Source organism: Streptomyces sp. NPDC005485, assembly GCF_040606085.1.
Taxonomy (GTDB): Bacteria; Actinomycetota; Actinomycetes; order Streptomycetales; family Streptomycetaceae; genus Streptomyces.
Genome location: NZ_JBEXDZ010000080.1, coordinates 26,474 through 41,377 on the forward strand (window position 1 = coordinate 26,474; position 14,904 = coordinate 41,377).

19 protein-coding genes are annotated in these 14,904 nt (G+C 70.9%); 9 read left to right on the forward strand and 10 right to left on the reverse strand.

Annotated elements, in window-relative coordinates; all coding sequences use genetic code 11:
- Positions 1–27: 27 nt before the first annotated feature.
- Complete coding sequence (locus tag ABZS97_RS25185; protein WP_356140718.1) at positions 28–408, forward strand: anti-sigma factor antagonist; 381 nt, start codon at positions 28–30, stop codon at positions 406–408.
- Here ABZS97_RS25185 and tuf read toward each other — a convergent pair.
- Together tuf and ABZS97_RS25195 are read right to left on the reverse strand one after the other, a co-directional pair.
- Complete coding sequence (tuf, locus tag ABZS97_RS25190) at positions 389–1,582, reverse strand: elongation factor Tu (protein WP_356140720.1); 1,194 nt, start codon at positions 1,580–1,582, stop codon at positions 389–391. The genes ABZS97_RS25185 and tuf overlap by 20 nt on opposite strands.
- 107 nt (positions 1,583–1,689) lie before the next feature.
- Positions 1,690–2,643 carry a ribose-phosphate pyrophosphokinase gene (locus tag ABZS97_RS25195; protein WP_356140750.1) on the reverse strand — a complete coding sequence of 318 codons (954 nt, stop codon included), beginning with the start codon at positions 2,641–2,643 and terminating at the stop codon, positions 1,690–1,692.
- A gap of 247 nt (positions 2,644–2,890) precedes the next feature.
- On the opposite strand from ABZS97_RS25195, the gene otr(A) reads away from it, so the two are divergent.
- Together otr(A) and ABZS97_RS25205 are read left to right on the forward strand one after the other, a co-directional pair.
- The gene (otr(A), locus tag ABZS97_RS25200) at positions 2,891–4,861 is read left to right on the forward strand and encodes a tetracycline resistance ribosomal protection protein Otr(A) (protein WP_356140722.1); all 1,971 of its coding nucleotides are present in this window, start codon (positions 2,891–2,893) and stop codon (positions 4,859–4,861) included.
- A gap of 40 nt (positions 4,862–4,901) precedes the next feature.
- Positions 4,902–5,552 (forward strand): DUF4230 domain-containing protein, encoded by a 651-nt coding sequence (locus tag ABZS97_RS25205; RefSeq protein ID WP_356140724.1) that lies wholly within the window; start codon positions 4,902–4,904, stop codon positions 5,550–5,552.
- 21 nt (positions 5,553–5,573) lie between these two features.
- Here the strand turns inward: ABZS97_RS25205 and ABZS97_RS25210 are convergent, their stop codons facing one another.
- From ABZS97_RS25210 to ABZS97_RS25235, 6 genes are read right to left on the reverse strand one after another with little or no spacing between them, the layout of a single operon-like run.
- Positions 5,574–7,334, reverse strand: a complete 1,761-nt coding sequence (locus tag ABZS97_RS25210) for a complex I subunit 5 family protein (protein ID WP_356140726.1) — start codon at positions 7,332–7,334, stop codon at positions 5,574–5,576.
- On the reverse strand, positions 7,334–7,681 hold the full coding sequence (locus ABZS97_RS25215) for a sodium:proton antiporter (RefSeq protein ID WP_356140728.1): 348 nt from the start codon (positions 7,679–7,681) through the stop codon (positions 7,334–7,336). Before ABZS97_RS25215 ends, ABZS97_RS25210 begins: the two co-directional genes overlap by 1 nt.
- Entirely contained in the window at positions 7,681–8,421 is a 741-nt protein-coding gene (locus tag ABZS97_RS25220) for an MnhB domain-containing protein (RefSeq protein ID WP_356140729.1), read from the reverse strand. The genes ABZS97_RS25215 and ABZS97_RS25220 overlap by 1 nt, the downstream gene beginning before the upstream one ends.
- The gene (locus ABZS97_RS25225) at positions 8,418–8,678 is read right to left on the reverse strand and encodes a DUF4040 domain-containing protein (RefSeq protein WP_356140731.1); all 261 of its coding nucleotides are present in this window, start codon (positions 8,676–8,678) and stop codon (positions 8,418–8,420) included. The genes ABZS97_RS25220 and ABZS97_RS25225 overlap by 4 nt, the downstream gene beginning before the upstream one ends.
- Complete coding sequence (locus tag ABZS97_RS25230; RefSeq protein ID WP_356140733.1) at positions 8,671–9,123, reverse strand: MrpF/PhaF family protein; 453 nt, start codon at positions 9,121–9,123, stop codon at positions 8,671–8,673. Before ABZS97_RS25230 ends, ABZS97_RS25225 begins: the two co-directional genes overlap by 8 nt.
- On the reverse strand, positions 9,120–9,302 hold the full coding sequence (locus ABZS97_RS25235; RefSeq protein ID WP_356140735.1) for a hypothetical protein: 183 nt from the start codon (positions 9,300–9,302) through the stop codon (positions 9,120–9,122). The genes ABZS97_RS25230 and ABZS97_RS25235 overlap by 4 nt, the downstream gene beginning before the upstream one ends.
- 280 nt (positions 9,303–9,582) lie before the next feature.
- Here ABZS97_RS25235 and ABZS97_RS25240 point away from each other — a divergent pair, with 280 nt between their 5' ends.
- On the forward strand, positions 9,583–10,140 hold the full coding sequence (locus ABZS97_RS25240; protein WP_356140737.1) for a VanZ family protein: 558 nt from the start codon (positions 9,583–9,585) through the stop codon (positions 10,138–10,140).
- Between the two features lie 169 nt (positions 10,141–10,309).
- On the forward strand, positions 10,310–10,954 hold the full coding sequence (locus tag ABZS97_RS25245; RefSeq protein ID WP_356140752.1) for a DedA family protein: 645 nt from the start codon (positions 10,310–10,312) through the stop codon (positions 10,952–10,954).
- 83 nt (positions 10,955–11,037) lie between these two features.
- On the opposite strand, the gene ABZS97_RS25250 is transcribed toward ABZS97_RS25245, so the two are convergent.
- On the reverse strand, positions 11,038–11,868 hold the full coding sequence (locus ABZS97_RS25250) for an MIP/aquaporin family protein (protein WP_356140739.1): 831 nt from the start codon (positions 11,866–11,868) through the stop codon (positions 11,038–11,040).
- A gap of 282 nt (positions 11,869–12,150) precedes the next feature.
- Here ABZS97_RS25250 and ABZS97_RS25255 point away from each other — a divergent pair, with 282 nt between their 5' ends.
- From ABZS97_RS25255 to ABZS97_RS25265, 3 genes are read left to right on the forward strand one after another with little or no spacing between them, the layout of a single operon-like run.
- A complete protein-coding gene (locus ABZS97_RS25255) occupies positions 12,151–12,585 on the forward strand; it encodes an SRPBCC family protein (RefSeq protein ID WP_356140741.1) in 435 nt (144 codons plus the stop codon).
- Positions 12,582–12,995 carry an EVE domain-containing protein gene (locus tag ABZS97_RS25260; RefSeq protein ID WP_356140743.1) on the forward strand — a complete coding sequence of 138 codons (414 nt, stop codon included), beginning with the start codon at positions 12,582–12,584 and terminating at the stop codon, positions 12,993–12,995. Before ABZS97_RS25255 ends, ABZS97_RS25260 begins: the two co-directional genes overlap by 4 nt.
- Positions 12,992–13,447: a MarR family transcriptional regulator gene (locus tag ABZS97_RS25265; RefSeq protein WP_356140744.1), complete on the forward strand. Its 456-nt coding sequence runs from the start codon at positions 12,992–12,994 to the stop codon at positions 13,445–13,447. The genes ABZS97_RS25260 and ABZS97_RS25265 overlap by 4 nt, the downstream gene beginning before the upstream one ends.
- A gap of 14 nt (positions 13,448–13,461) precedes the next feature.
- Here ABZS97_RS25265 and ABZS97_RS25270 read toward each other — a convergent pair whose 3' ends face one another.
- Positions 13,462–14,301 (reverse strand): SDR family NAD(P)-dependent oxidoreductase, encoded by an 840-nt coding sequence (locus ABZS97_RS25270; RefSeq protein WP_356140746.1) that lies wholly within the window; start codon positions 14,299–14,301, stop codon positions 13,462–13,464.
- A gap of 88 nt (positions 14,302–14,389) precedes the next feature.
- Here ABZS97_RS25270 and ABZS97_RS25275 point away from each other — a divergent pair, with 88 nt between their 5' ends.
- Positions 14,390–14,887 (forward strand): MarR family transcriptional regulator, encoded by a 498-nt coding sequence (locus ABZS97_RS25275; protein ID WP_356140748.1) that lies wholly within the window; start codon positions 14,390–14,392, stop codon positions 14,885–14,887.
- The last annotated feature ends 17 nt before the right edge of the window (positions 14,888–14,904 follow it).

A 14,904-nucleotide genomic window follows, 5' to 3' on the forward strand; every position in this document is an offset into this window, starting at 1 on the left:
CAGCAGCCGGTTGGAGGCGATGTCGTCGTGCAGAGCGATCCTGCGCCACTCACCCGGCATCTGCGCGTCCACAGGCACCGGGGTCACACCGTTCTCGAATTCCACGGCGAGATCGACATCGGCGCGGCCCTGGAGATCATTCCGTACCTCGACTCCGTGACCGCGCACCCGGAACCGCAGATCGTGATCGACCTGCGGCCCGTCGAGTTCTTCGACTGCTCCGGACTGCGCCTGCTCTACCGGGCCAGGCGCCGCGTCCTGGCCAAGGGCGGGCAGCTGCACCTCGTCTGCACCCACCCGCTGACGCTGCGCGTCCTCAAGGTGACCGGCTTCGCCGCGCTGCTGCCGCCGTCGGCCTCGCTCGACGAGGCGCTGAGCCTGCCCGAGGCTACTTCAGGATCTTTGTGACCTGGCCCGCGCCGACCGTCCGACCGCCCTCGCGGATGGCGAACTTCAGCCCCTCCTCCATGGCGATGGGCTGGATCAGCACCACATCCATGGTCGTGTTGTCGCCCGGCATCACCATCTCGGTGCCCTTGGGCAGCGTCACGACCCCGGTCACGTCCGTCGTGCGGAAGTAGAACTGCGGGCGGTAGTTGTCGAAGAAGGGCGTGTGCCGACCGCCCTCGTCCTTCGACAGGATGTACGCCCGTGCCTCGAACTCGGTGTGCGGGGTCACCGAACCGGGCCTGATGACCACCTGGCCACGCTCGACGTCCTCGCGCTTCACGCCCCGCAGCAGCAGCCCGACGTTCTCGCCGGCCCGGCCCTCGTCGAGCAGCTTGCGGAACATCTCGATCCCCGTGACGGTCGTCTTCGTCTTCTGCTCATGGATGCCGATGATCTCGACCTCGTGGTTGACCTTGAGCACCCCGCGCTCGATGCGACCGGTGACGACGGTGCCGCGGCCGGTGATCGTGAACACGTCCTCGATCGGCATCAGGAACGGCTTGTCGACATCACGCTGCGGCTCCGGAATCGCGGTGTCCACGGCCTCCAGGAGTTCGAGGATCGACGCGCTCCACTGCGAGTCGCCCTCCAGGGCCTTGAGCGCGGAGACCCGGACCACGGGCACGTCGTCGCCGGGGAACTCGTACTCGGTCAGCAGCTCACGCACTTCGAGCTCGACGAGTTCGAGGATCTCCTCGTCGTCCACCATGTCCGTCTTGTTGAGCGCGACCACGATGTACGGGACGCCCACCTGCCGGGCCAGCAGCACATGTTCCTTGGTCTGCGGCATCGGGCCGTCGGTCGCCGCGACCACCAGGATCGCGCCGTCCATCTGCGCGGCCCCGGTGATCATGTTCTTGATGTAGTCGGCGTGCCCCGGGCAGTCGACGTGCGCGTAGTGCCGGTTCTCCGTCTGGTACTCGACATGGGCGATCGAGATCGTGATGCCGCGCTGGCGCTCCTCGGGCGCCTTGTCGATCTGGTCGAAGGGCGTGAACGGGTTCAGGTCGGGGAACCGATCGTGCAACACCTTCGTCATGGCCGCCGTGAGCGTCGTCTTCCCGTGGTCGATGTGACCGATGGTGCCGATGTTGACATGCGGCTTGGTCCGCTCGAATTTCGCCTTGGCCACTGCAAACCCTCCTGATCACCTGGGTGACACCGAGCGTTGCTTGCTGCTCTCCGGCTCTCGCTGCTTTCCTGCGCTGCGCTGCCTTGCGGCTCTTCGCTACGTCCTGTCTATTCGCTCCGGGGCGCGTCGAACAGGGCGCTGACGGACTCCCCGTTGTGAATACGGCGCACGGCCTCGGACAGTGCGGGAGCGATGGACAGGACCCGCAGCTTCTCGGTGTGCTCCTCGCGCGGGATCGGCACGGTGTTCGTGCACACGATCTCCAGGATGTCGTCCTGATCGCTCAGCCGCTTGAGCGCACCGGCCGCGAACAGCCCGTGCGTGCAGGCCACCCGGATCGACCGCGGCCCCAACTCCCGCAGCCGCTCCAGGAGTTCCAGCACCGTGCTGCCCTTGGCGATCTCGTCGTCGAGCACGATGACGTCACGGCCGGCCACCTCACCGATGACGGAGTTGATGCTCACCCGGTCGTCGGCGAACCGCTGCTTGGCGCCCGCGGCCACCTGGGCGCCGATCATCCGGGCGAACGCGGCCGCCTCCTTCGCGTTGCCGAGGTCCGGCGAGACGACCGTGGTCCGCGACAGGTCGTAGCCGCGGAAGTGGGCGGCCAGCTCACGCAGGGCGTGCAGATGGTCGACCGGAACCGAGAAGAAGCCGTGCACCTGCGGCGAGTGCAGTGTCATGGCGAGGACGCGGCTCGCCCCGGCCGCCACCATCAGGTCGGCGACCAGCCGCCCGCCGAGCGAGATGCGTGGCTCGTCCTTCTTGTCCGAGCGGGCGTACGAGTAGTGCGGCATCACCACGGTGATCCGCCCGGCCGACGCGCCCCTGGCCGCGTCGCACATCAGCAGCAGCTCGACGAGATGTTCCTGCACGGGCTTGACCAGCGGCTGTACGAGGAACACATCACGCTCGCGGCAGTTGGCCTGGAGCTGTACCTCCAGACAGTCGTTGGCGAATCGGCTGACCCGGGTCGGACTGAGCGGCACGCCCAGATGGGTGCAGACCTCCGCCGCCAGCTCGGGATGGGCACTACCGCTGAACACGGCGATGTCACGCACGACGGCTCCTCGCATGATCGCGACCGGGGATGCGTGCCTCATGCTACTGGGCTCCCCCGGGCGCTCTGCCAGGTGGAAAACCGGTTGCGGACGGCCGTCGGGGGCACGGCATGATGGCGCGGCCGGATCCCGTCCGTGTCACTTAAAGCCACTCGAAGCCACTCGAAGCAGGAGAGCCGAATGCGCCGATTCCTCGGAACTTCTCAGCGCCCCCACCGGACGACTGTTCTCGAGGACTCGATCACGCATGCACACCCTGAACATCGGAATTCTGGCCCACGTCGACGCCGGTAAGACCAGCCTCACCGAGCGGCTGCTGTTCGACGGCGGCGCCATCGACCGGCTCGGCAGCGTCGACGGCGGGGACACCCGCACCGACGACGGGCACATCGAGCGGCAGCGCGGCATCACCATCCGTTCGGCTGTCGCCGCGTTCACCGTCGGTGACGTGCAGATCAACCTGATCGACACCCCCGGGCACGCCGACTTCATCGCCGAGGTGGAGCGCGCTCTGGAGGTCCTGGACGGTGCGGTGCTGCTGCTCTCCGCGGTGGAGGGCGTCCAGGCACAGACGCGGGTCCTGATGAGGACCCTGCGGCGGCTCGGCCTGCCCACCCTCGTCTTCGTCAACAAGATCGACCGGGCGGGCGCGCGCGAACAGGAGCTCCTCGCCGAGATCGGCCGACGCCTGACGCCGTACGTCATCCCGCTCACGGGCGTGCGGAACATCGGAACCCCCCACGCCCGGGTCGTGCCGCGCCCGCTGGACGAGCCGGCGCTCGGAACACTCGCCGAGGTGGACGCCGGCGTCCTCGCCGCGGTCGTGGACGGCCCCGCGCCGACGCAGGACGAGGTGCACACAGCCCTCACCGCACGGACCGCCGACGGCTCCCTCCACCCGGTCTACTTCGGATCGGCGCTGGGCGGACAGGGAGTCGCCGAGCTCGTGCGGGGACTGGTCCGGCTGGTCCCCGGCGCCGCGCAGTCGGCCGTGGAGCGCACGGGCACCACACCCGGCGCCGCGCCGGACGGTCCCCCGGCCTCGCCGCGTGGCACGGTCTTCGCCGTCCGGCCGGGCCCGGGCGGCGAGCGGATCGCGTATCTGCGGCTGTACGACGGTGAGGTGACACTGCGTCAACGGCTGAGCTTCGTCCGCCGCGAGGCCGACGGCCGCACCACCCGGGTGCCGGGGCGGGCGATGGCCCTGGACGTGGTCGGACGGCCCGGCGTCACCACGCTCACCCCGGGCGACATCGCCGCGCTGCGCGGTGTCGCCGGGGTCCGGGTGGGCGACCGCCTGGGCGAAGTCACCGCCCGTGCACCGCAGTTCGCGGCGCCGACCCTGGAGACCCTGGTGCGGGCCCGGCGCCCGGAGCAGGCGGCGCCCCTGCGTTCCGCACTGCTCGCCCTGGCGGACCAGGACCCCCTGATCCATGCCCGGCCCGCCGCGTCCGGCAGCACCGCGCTGCTCCTGTACGGAGAGGTGCAGAAGGAGGTCCTGGCGGCGACGCTCGCGCAGGACTTCGGTATCGAGGCGGACTTCGAGCCGAGCCGCGTCCGGTTGCTGGAACGCCCGAGCGGCACCGGTGAGGCGGTCGAGGAGATCCGGCGGCACGGACACTCGGGGTTCTGGGCGACGGTCGGCCTGCGCGTCGAGCCGGGACCGGTCGGCTCCGGCTCGGTGTTCGCCTACGAGACCGAACTCGGCGCCCTGCCCCGGGCGTTCCACCAGGCCATCGAGGACACGGTCCATACGGCCCTGCTCGACGGTCCCCGCGGCTGGGCGGTGACGGACTGCCGGGTCACGCTCATCCGATCGGGATATGTCGGACCGCTCAGCACGGCCGCCGACTTCCGAGGTCTGACTCCGCTCGTGCTGCGGCGCGCCCTGGAGCGGGCGGGGACCCGCGTGTACGAGCCGTTCCATGCGTTCGAGGTGGAGGTTCCGCTCGACGCCCTGGCGCCGGTCACCGCCCAACTGGCCTCCCTCGGCGCGGAGTTCGGGGAGACGACGGGCGGGCGTACCGCCTGGCTGGTGACCGGGGAGATGCCGGCCCGGCGGGTGCGGGACGTCGAGCTTCGGCTGCCGGGGCTGACCCGCGGGGAGGGAGTGTGGTGGTCGCGCCCGTCGGGCGACCGCGCCCTGCGGGCCCCGTACGCGCACCGAGGCGCCCCCGGCGCGGTCCCTGAATCTTCAACTGATCTGCCTGCCACGTGAATTGGGGGGAACACGGGCAGTAGGAAGGAGGACCGTCGACATGACGACGTCCATCAAGCGCATGCCCGGGTGGGCCAAGGGACTCAGTGCCGTCGCCCTGGTGCTCGTGGTGCTCTTCGCCGGGTTGCGGCTGGCCTTTTCGTTCGGGCTGCACGACGTGTTCGGCGAGGACACGCACGACCGCTCGGGTCCCGCGCTCCTCAAGTCGATCCAGGACATGAGCCGTTACGACGCCGCCTCGGGCAATTTCCAGGTGGTGGTGGATCTGGAGAAGGACGCGAAGTATCTGCCCGACGCCATCCGCGGCAGCCGCACGCTGTACGTGGGGGCCGGCACGGTTGACGCGTATGTCGACCTGGGCACCCTCGACACCAAGGACGTGACGGTCAACGACGACCGCACGTCGGCCACGCTCCGGCTGCCGCACGCGGCGCTGGGCAGGCCCGCGCTCGACCCGGACCACTCCTACGCCGTCTCCAAGCAGCGGGGGCTCCTGAACCGGCTCGGCGATCTCTTCTCGGACAACCCGAACGACGAGCGGGCCGTGCAGAGGCTCGCCGCGCGGCACATCGGCGAGGCGGCGAAGGACAGCCGGCTCACCTCGCGCGCCGAGGTGAACACCACCGGCATGCTCCAGGGGCTGCTGCGCTCGCTCGGCTTCAAGGAGGTGAACGTGACCTATGGTGCGTGAGCGCGCAGTGGCGCACCCGTCTCAGCCGCTGAGGATCCCCGGCAGTGCCAGCGCCCCCAGCACGGTCGCGCCCACCAGCAGCCACGCCACGTAGTCCCCGATGTGCCCGGACTGCAGCCGTCGCAGCGCTCCCGTCCAGGGCCGTTCCCCCAGCAGTTCCGGCCGGGCGACGGCGAGCGCCGCGAGGCCCGCGGCCAACAGCGTCGACAGCAGACCGAGGAGTACGCCCACGAGGGTCCAGTGGGGTGAGGTGATCGCTCCGCCGGACCCGGCCTCGCTCACGGCATGGCCCACCACGGAGGCGAAGCCCGGCGCCGCGCCCACGGTGAGCGAGGCGGCCAGCAGCAGCGCGGGCACCCCGGTCATGGTGTCCGGCACCCGCATCAGCCGGTGCCGGGTCTCGGGCGCCTCCTCGGTGCCGGTCGTCTCGTACGAGGCGTGCTCGGGCGGCGGCGGGCCGAGCCCGAAGAACACCCGTGCGGCGACGCGGAGTACGGCGCCCCCGGTCACCGCGGAGACGGCGACGAACAACGCGGTGAAGAGCCCGCCGAGCGCCTCCTCGGTGACCGCCTTGCCGAGCCCCGTACCGAAAGGCGGCAGTCCTGCGAGACCGAGGCCGCCGACGACGAACAGGGCGGCGACGCCGCGCAGGGGCCGCGCGCGCCCGTACAGCTCGTGCTCGTCGACGCAGCCGTAGCGGTCGAGGAGGATGCCGGTGCAGGCGAACAGGGCGGCCTTCACGCCGGCGTGGCCCAGGATGTACAGCGCGACCCCGTCGTCCGCCTCCGGTGTGAGCGAGCCGATCCCGATCATGAACAGCCCCATGTGGGCGATCGTCGAGTACGCCAGCAGCCGCTTCACATGACGCTGGTACCAGCACATGACGCCGCCGACGACCGCCGTGACGACGCCGAGGACCGTCAGCGCGCGCTCCAGGTCGGCCGCCGGGATCCCGCCGGGCCCGGCGAAGACCGTCCCGTACACCCGCCAGACGCCGTACGCGCCGAGTTCCACCATCACACCGGACATCAGCAGGCACACCGGTGTGGGTGCCACCGCGTGGGCGTCCGGCAGCCAGAAGTGGAAGGGCACGGCGGCGGCCTTCACCAGCAGGCCGGTCATGACCAGCACGAAGGCCGCGAGGGTGAGCGCGTCGGGCCCGCCGTGCGCGTCCAGGCCCCGCCCGATCTGGGTCATGGAGAGCTCACCGGTGCGCGCGTACAGCAGCCCGATGCCCGTCAGCATGGCGTACGCGCCGAGCGAGTTGACGACTCCGAAGGTCAACGCGCCCTGCACCGCCTTGGGTTCCTCGACCCGGTGGCCCGTGAGGGCGTAGGCCACCACGCTCATCAGCTCGAAGAAGACGAACGCGTTGAAGAGGTCCCCGGCGATGGAGAATCCGCACATGCCGGCCTGGAAGAGCAGCATCAGGGCGGGGAATGAGCCCGCGTGGCGGCGCGGCGGTTCGTCGAAGTAGTGCCAGGAGTAGGCGAGAGCCGCCAGTGTCAGCAGCGAGGCGAGCGCGGCCATGCCGAGGCCCGGGCCGTCCCCGACCAGGACGATGCCGACGCTCTCCCCGTTCTCGGGCGTCCATCCGCCCACCCACTCGACGAATGGCGGCGAGGAGTTCAGCAGCAGCACGATCGTGAGAGCCGCCGTGCCCGCGGAGACGGCGCAGCCGAACGTCTCGGCGACGGCGCGCGGCACCCGGCGGCCGCCCGCGGTCAGGAGTCCGGCTCCGAGCAGGGGGACGGCGACGAGCAGCGGCAGCAGGTGGTTCATCAGCCGCGCAGCTCCGAGAGTTCGTCGGGGTCGACCGTGCCGTGGCGCTTGGAGATCTGCATGACGAGCGCGAGCAGCAGCGCGGTGACCGTGGCGCCCACGACCACGTCGGTCAGGGCGAGCGCCTGCACGACCGGGTCCACCACGGGCCGTGAGCCGGGCTTCACGTCGGAGTAGACGGGCGCGGTCGCGCCGTCGCGGTAGCCGACGGCCAGCAGCAGGACGTAGGTGGCGGACTGGCACACCGCCAGGCAGCCGACGGCGTGGATCAGGTTGCGGCTGGTCGCCATCCCGTAGCAGCCGACCAGGAAGACCCATACGGCGACGAGGTAGGGCAGTACCTGCATCACTTCCCGCTCCCTTCCTCGATCTCGACCGCCTGGTCCAGGAAGCGGGCGAGCAGCACGACGACAGCGCAGGCGACCTCCATGCCGATGGCCGCGTTCAGCAGGGGGACGGTGCCGCCCGACGACAGGGTGTTGAACGTGCCGTGCGGCAGCAGCGTGTTGGCGAGGAACGCGGAGCCGCCCAGCACGCCCGCGAGGCCCGTGACGACGTAGGCGGACGCCGCGACCGCGTCGCCGGCTTCGTAGAGGCCGAGCGGGCGGATGCGTTCCAGCGCGCGGTAGTCGACGCCGAGGTAGAGCAGGTGCAGGGCGGTCGCGGCGACCACGCCGCCCTGGAAGCCGCCCCCGGGGCTGAGCTGTCCGTGGGCGATGACGTACAGGCCGGTGAGCAGGGCGACGGGCAGGACGACCAGCGCGTAGCGGCGGACGGCGGGGGCGACGTCCTCGGGTTCCGGTGCGCCCCGCCGTTCGTCGCGGGTCTGACGCAGCAGGACGACCGTGCCGAGGACGGAGGCGAAGAGGATGGTCATCTCGCCGAGCGTGTCGAAGGCGCGCTGGTCGAAGTTGACGGACGCGATGGTGTTGGCGGTGCGTCGGGCGAGGGACGCGTGGACTGCCCTCGCCCCGTAGGGGTGCCGGTCGCCGCCGAAGCCGGGCAGCCGCAGACAGGCGGCGACGAGGAGCGCGGCGAGTCCCGCACCGCTGAGGGCCAGCAGCCACAGCCGTACCCGCCGGGTCATCGTGGCTCCCGCTTGCGCCGCTGTCGCCGTCTGACCTTGCGCACGGACAGCATGAGCAGCAGCGGGGTCAGGGCGGAGCCGACGGCGAGCTGTGAGAGAGCCACGTCGGGGGCCTGGAGCACGGTGAACAGGACCGCCAGGACCGTGCCGAGGACGGCCAGTACGAGCGCCTGCCGTTCGGGGTCGCGCACCGCGACGGCCGCGGTCGCCGAGGCGGCGACCAGCAGCAGGGCGACGACGATCAGCGGGTCATCCATGGCGCCTCCTCGCGAACCCGCCGGACAGGGCCCGTGAGGCGACCAGGTTCCCGCCGATCAGCAGGGCGCCGATCACCAGGAGTTTCACCATCGCCCGGCTCGGGCCGGTGGCCGCGCACAGGACGAGCACGACCACGCCGCCGAGCCCGGCGACCGCGAAGGTGAGGGACCGGGCGCGCGGCGGGTCCTTGGCCAGGTCCTCGGCGAGCAACCGCGCGAAGACGAGGGTGCCGACGGGACCGAGGAGAGCGAGGATCAGCGCGAGATCCACGTACGACGGCCGGTCGTATCCCTGCGAGAGCAGCAGCAGGCCCGGGCAGGCCAGGGCTGTGGAGAGGTTCTGGGCGACGACCCTGCGGCGCAGCGGCCCGGTTGCCACGCCACACACCGTGGCGCCGACGCCTCCGGCGAACACGGCCGTCGCCGCGGCGGTCCAGGCGTTCACCGCCCGCTCACCGCCCGCCGCGCGCCCCTGGCGGCGAGCGCCGCGAGGAGGGCGGAGCCCCCTCCGACGGCCAGTTCCAGGGTGTCGACCGTGCTGATGTACACCAGCCACAGCGCGCCGAGGGCGGCCCACCAGGCGAGCACCTCGACCGCGGCCCGCAGCGTCGCACGTCGGTTCATACGCCACCTCCGGGGACCTCGCCCGCCACGCCGACCGAACCTTTCCCGCCGCTTTGTGTGGAATTTCCGTTCCGTCATCCAAGCACCGCTCCGGCTTCGCGGGGCGGCGGCGCGCGACGGGTCGCTGCCCGGAGTGCCCAGGCAGCGCGAAGGGAAACCGAGGAGGCCGTGGCCGGGGCGCCGGCGAACCGGTGCCGGGGTCGGTGCGCGGCGCCGCATCGTCGCTACGGATGCGGGTAACCGCCTTGTTAGTCACGGCAGTTGAATCCGGGAGGATCGCATGGTCCGTACAGTGCTGCGCACGCGTACCGCGAAATCCGCTCACCGGCCCGAAGCACCGCCGGCGGCACCGGCCCGAAAGCCGCTCCCGCTCCCTGTACGTCTACTGGTCATGCTGCTGGCCTTCACGGCCATGGTGGCGTTCGCGGTCGCGCTGGCCCGGCTCACGCTGCAGCCGTCCCCGGCGTCGGAGTCGCTGATCCACAGCAACTTACGTCCGGGCCGCTCCCTGCACGCCTATCTCGCCCAGCCCGCGCTGCGCGACGCCGTCAAGCAGATCGGCGGGAACCTCCTGCTCGGCGTGCCCTTCGGAGTGCTGCTGCCCGTTCTCGCACCCCGGGCGCGGGGGGTGGTGCGCGTCCTGGCGATCACCGCCACGGTGATGCTGCTGGTCGAGCTGGTGCAAGGGGCACTCATCACCGGCCGCGCCTTCGACATCGACGACGTTCTCCTCAACACCGCCGGGGCACTCGTGGGTTACCTGCTGCTGGGGCGGCGGCTCGGGCACGTCGTGCACCCGCGCAAGCGGCGCCGGGCACGGAAGGAGACGGTGGGCTGACCCAGAGCGCGGGCGTACGGCGTACCGCTGACCTGGAAGAACGAGTCAGGGGTACGCAGACATAACGGGAGAAGGGCATTTCGACCGGCTTCAGCGCATGCTTGACAGGGGGATCACTCGCCGACGAGGAGATCACTCAGTGGGGACAGCAGGCGCGGCGGCCGTGACGATGATGGCCGTCAACCCGACGGACAGTGCCTCGGTGCTCGCGACATTCGGTGCGCTGGGCGTCCTGGTGGTGATCTTCGCCGAGTCGGGTCTGCTGGTGGTCGGCTTCTTCCTTCCCGGTGACACCTTGCTGTTTCCGGCCGGAGTGCTGTGTGCGGGAAGCGGCGACAAGGCGCCCCAGCTGGTGCTGTGGCAGGTGCTGGTGTGCGCGGCCGTCGGGGCGATTGCCGGGGCGCAGGTGGGGTTCGTGATCGGACGGCACGGCGGAAAAGCGCTCTTGACGCGCAGCTCCAATCCGCGCCTGAAGCGGGGCGCGGCCCGAGCGGAAGAGCTGCTGGCCCGCTACGGCCACGGCAAGGCGATCGTGCTGGGGCGTTTCGTGCCGGTGCTGCGGACCGTGCTGCATCCGGCGGCCGGGGCCCTGGGCGTGCCCGTGCGCGCCTTCGTCCTGTGGCAGGTGGTCGGCGGTCTGCTCTGGTCGCAGAGCCTTGTCCTGGCGGGGTACGCCCTGGGCTCGTCGGTGCCGCATCTCGACCGCTGGCTGCTGCCGCTGGTCGCGGCGGTCGTCGTGGTCTCGCTGCTGCCGCTGGTGACGGAGATACGGCGGTCACGGCGCGGTCGGCGCTCGTCGTCGGCGTCGTCCTGAGCGGCCCACGGCGGCGTCGGCTCGGCGGCCGTCGCGCGAGCCTCCTCGGGCGACGGCCGCTTGATTGCGTGGAGCCTGCCCGCCTACTCGGACTTCGTCGGGTCGGGTGCCGGCAGTCGGCCCGGTTCCTGTTCGTCCTGGGGGGCGGGCAGATACGGCGTGATCAGCAGCCGGTACACGGCGGCCCCGGCCACTCCCCCGATCAGCGGCCCCACGATCGGCACCCAGAAGTAGAGGTTGCCGTACTGGTCACGCCATGCGGTGCCGTACCCGGTGATGAAGCTGGCGAGGCGGGGGCCGAAGTCGCGGGCCGGGTTGATTGCGTAGCCGGCGTCGGTGCCCCAGGCCATTCCGATGGCCACGACCAGGAGGCCGATGACGAGCGGGGCGAGATTGGCGCCGGGCGGGGTGTTGAGCAGATCGGTGATCGCGAAGATGACCAGGACCAGGATCGCGGTTCCGATCACCTGATCGCGCAGCGCGCCGAGTTCGCTGACCGGGAGGGCGCCGTTGCCGGGGAGCGTGGAGAACACGCCCTGGGTCTTGATGGTGTGGCCCGGGTCGGCCTTGGCCAGGACCTCGCTGTAGTTCCAGCGGACCAGGAGGGCGGCGACGAAGGCACCCGCGGTCTGGGCCAGGGAGTACGGCAGGACCTTCTTCCAGGGGAAGCCCTTGAAGCAGGCCAGGGCCACGGTCACCGCGGGGTTGAGATGGGCGCCGCTGATGCGAGCGGCCACGTACACGCCGAGGGTGACCCCGAGACCCCAGGCCCAGGCGATGCTGTCGTGGTCACCGATCCCGGCGCCGACGACCTGGGCCACCACGCCGCAGCCGAAGAGAATGAGGATCAGGGTCCCCAGGAACTCCGAGGACAACTCGCCGATCAGTTCCGATCTGGACGTCCGCTCCGCCATGAGGCACCGCCTTCCGCCAGGAGTGGATGGGTGGTCGCGAGCGTAGTTCTCTGACGCCGGGTGTCCAGGGGACCCGCAACAACTGGAGCAGCCGCCACCTCTTTCCCGTACGACGGAAGGGCGACCGCGCACGGGGCGGGTGCGTGCGGCACCCGGCTTTCTCCGGCGGCCATGACCGTGACGGGTACCTGCTCGGACGATCACCGGGCACGCCGGCCGATGGAGGCACGCACGGCAAGGGCGAGCCTTGACTGCAAACTAGTAAGCGCGCATACTAAATGCATGATGACTCTCGGGAACGCCCGCATCACCTCCGCCGCCGCACCTGCCGCCTTCTTCGCCCGCTGGGCCGACATGGCCACCTGGCCCGAGTGGAACGCCGACACGGAATGGGTGCGCCTGGACGGGCCCTTCGCCACCGGATCCACCGGGGTCCTCAAGCCGAAGGGGGGTCCGAGGACGAAGTTCGTCATCGCCGAGCTGTCCGACAGCGAGTTCACCGACGTCTCGCTGCTCCTGGGTGCCCGCCTGACCTTTCATCACCTCGTCGGGGCAGCTCCCGCAGGCGGCTCGGACGTTCAGGTCTCGGTCACTCTGGCCGGACCGCTGGCCCGGGTGTGGAACCTGATCCTGGGCAAGGGGATCAAGGAGACGCTCCAGCGCGATCTGGAGTCCCTCCGGGCCGTCGCCGAGACCGCGAGCGAGGCCCGGGCATGAGGTACTGGCTCGGCGTCGTCTGCCGCGACCACGTCCAGCGCGCCACGGGCCTGGGCATCGCCCAGCTGGGCCACGGCAGACGCGACGGCCTGGCCCGGCTCGGCGCCGGGGACTGGCTCGTCTACTACTCGCCCCGCACCAGCCTGCGCGACGGCCGCCCGCTCCAGGCGTTCACGGCGATCGGCGAGGTCGCCGACGAGGAGATCTGGCAGGCGGACGAGGGCGGCTTCAAGCCCTGGCGCCGCCGGGTCCACTATCCGGCGGACGCGACGCAGGCTCCTGTCAGGGCCTTCGACGGCGCCCTGGACCTGACGTCCGGTGCGAACTGGGGACACCGACTGCGCCGGGGGCTGGTCGAGCTGACCCCCTCCGACTTCGGCCTCATCCGCTCGGCCATGATGGCCGGATGAACGACCGCGACCTCAACTCCGCATTCACCGACGCCGAGGAGAGCCCCGGGTTGCTGCTGTGGCAGGTCACCAACCGCTGGCAGGCGGCCCAGCGCGCCACTCTCAAGCCGTACGGGCTCACGCACGTCCAGTTCGTCCTGCTCGCGGCGCTCACCTGGCACGGCACCGACGGCCCGGTGACCCAGAAGGCGCTGGCGGGCCACGCCGCGACCGACCCGATGATGACCTCCCAGGTCCTGCGCGCCCTGGAGGACCGCGGGCTCGTCGAACGGCGCCCCCACCCCCAGGACGGCCGGGCCCGCGCCCTCGCGGTCACCCCCGAAGGCCAGGCTCTCGCCAACCGCGCCGTACTCGCCGTCGAAAGCTGCGACGCGGAGTTCTTCGCCCCCCTCGACGACCGGACTCCCGAATTCACCCGCGCACTGCGCAAGCTCAAGGAATCCTCGGGCTGACGGGTCTTGGCCGGTCAGCGGACCCAGTCGCCGGTGAGGCCGAGGACCGAGGTGCCGTCGAGGTCGGTCAGCTTGGTGGCGATGAACTGGCGGGCCCAGTCGGAGGTCTGGACACGGAAGGCGGGGCGCTCGGCGGTCAGCGCCTCGATGATGGGGGCGGCGGCCTGCGCCGGGGTCTGCGCGTTGCTGAAGGACTTCGTGGTCCGCTCGACGTAAGCCTGCAGGGCTGGTGCGTACGGGCCCGCGGCGGCCAGCATGGCGGGCAGGTCCAGGCCCACGTTGGTCACGAACTCGCTGGCCACGGCGCCGGGTTCGACCACGGTGACATCGACGCCGACGGTCGCGGCGACGGGGGCCAGGGACTCCATGAAGCCCTCCACGGCGAACTTCGCGGCGCAGTACGCCTCGTTGAACGGCTGGCCGACGACGCCGCCGACGCTGGTGACGGTGATCAGCCGGCCCTCGGAGGCGCGCAGGTGGGGCAGGGCGGCCCGGCTGACGTTCACCACGCCGAAGAAGTTGACCTCCATGGCGGTACGGACGTCCTCGACGGTGCCCTGCTCGATGGTGCCGACCTGGCCGACACCGGCGTTGTTGACCAGCGCGTCCAGCTGCCCGAACTCGGCGATCACCTCGTCGACGCACGCGGCCACCGACTCCGGGTCGATCACGTCGAGACGCTTGACGTGGACCCGGTCGGCGACACCCGCCTCGGCGGCGGCCTTGCGCAGCGCATCGGCCCTGCTGGTGTCACGAAGGGTGGCGACGGCGATCCAGCCCGCCTCGGCGGCGGCGACGGCGGCGGCCAGGCCGATGCCGGACGAGGCGCCGGTGATCAGGACGGTCTTGGCCATGTCGGCCTCTTCTCTGCTCGCATTTCCGTGTGTGCACACACACCATACTTTTGTGTGCGCACACACGCAACTGCGTAAGATGAACGCCATGGCCCGCGAAAATCTCACCCTGGGAGAACTTCCCGCCCGCGACCACGCCTTCTACGGCCTGGTGTGGGCGGGTTCGACGCTCACCACACAGGTCGACCAGGCGCTCGTCCGAGCCCATGACCTGCCGCTTTCCTGGTTCGAGGTGATGCTGTGGCTGCACGGCCGAACCGAGCCGGTCGCCGCGTCCGAGCTGGGCGCCAAGACCCTGCTCAGCCGCAGCCAGGTCTCCCGGGTCATCGACGCGCTGCGCGTCCGGGGCCTGGTCGAACGCGTACCCTCCCGCCACGACGCCCGCTCGGTGCTCATCGCCCTCACCGAGAAGGGGCGCCAGGCCTTCACCCAGGCCGACGCCACCCGTCGGCAGGTCCTGGCCGGACTCTTCGACGACCTGCTCGACGACCAGGACATCCAGGCACTGAACACGGTCTGGGCGAAGCTCAAGCAACGCCCCCGCAGGCAGGCCTCGGATACGTCCTCCACCACAACATCCGCCTGAAGGTGGCATGAGTATGC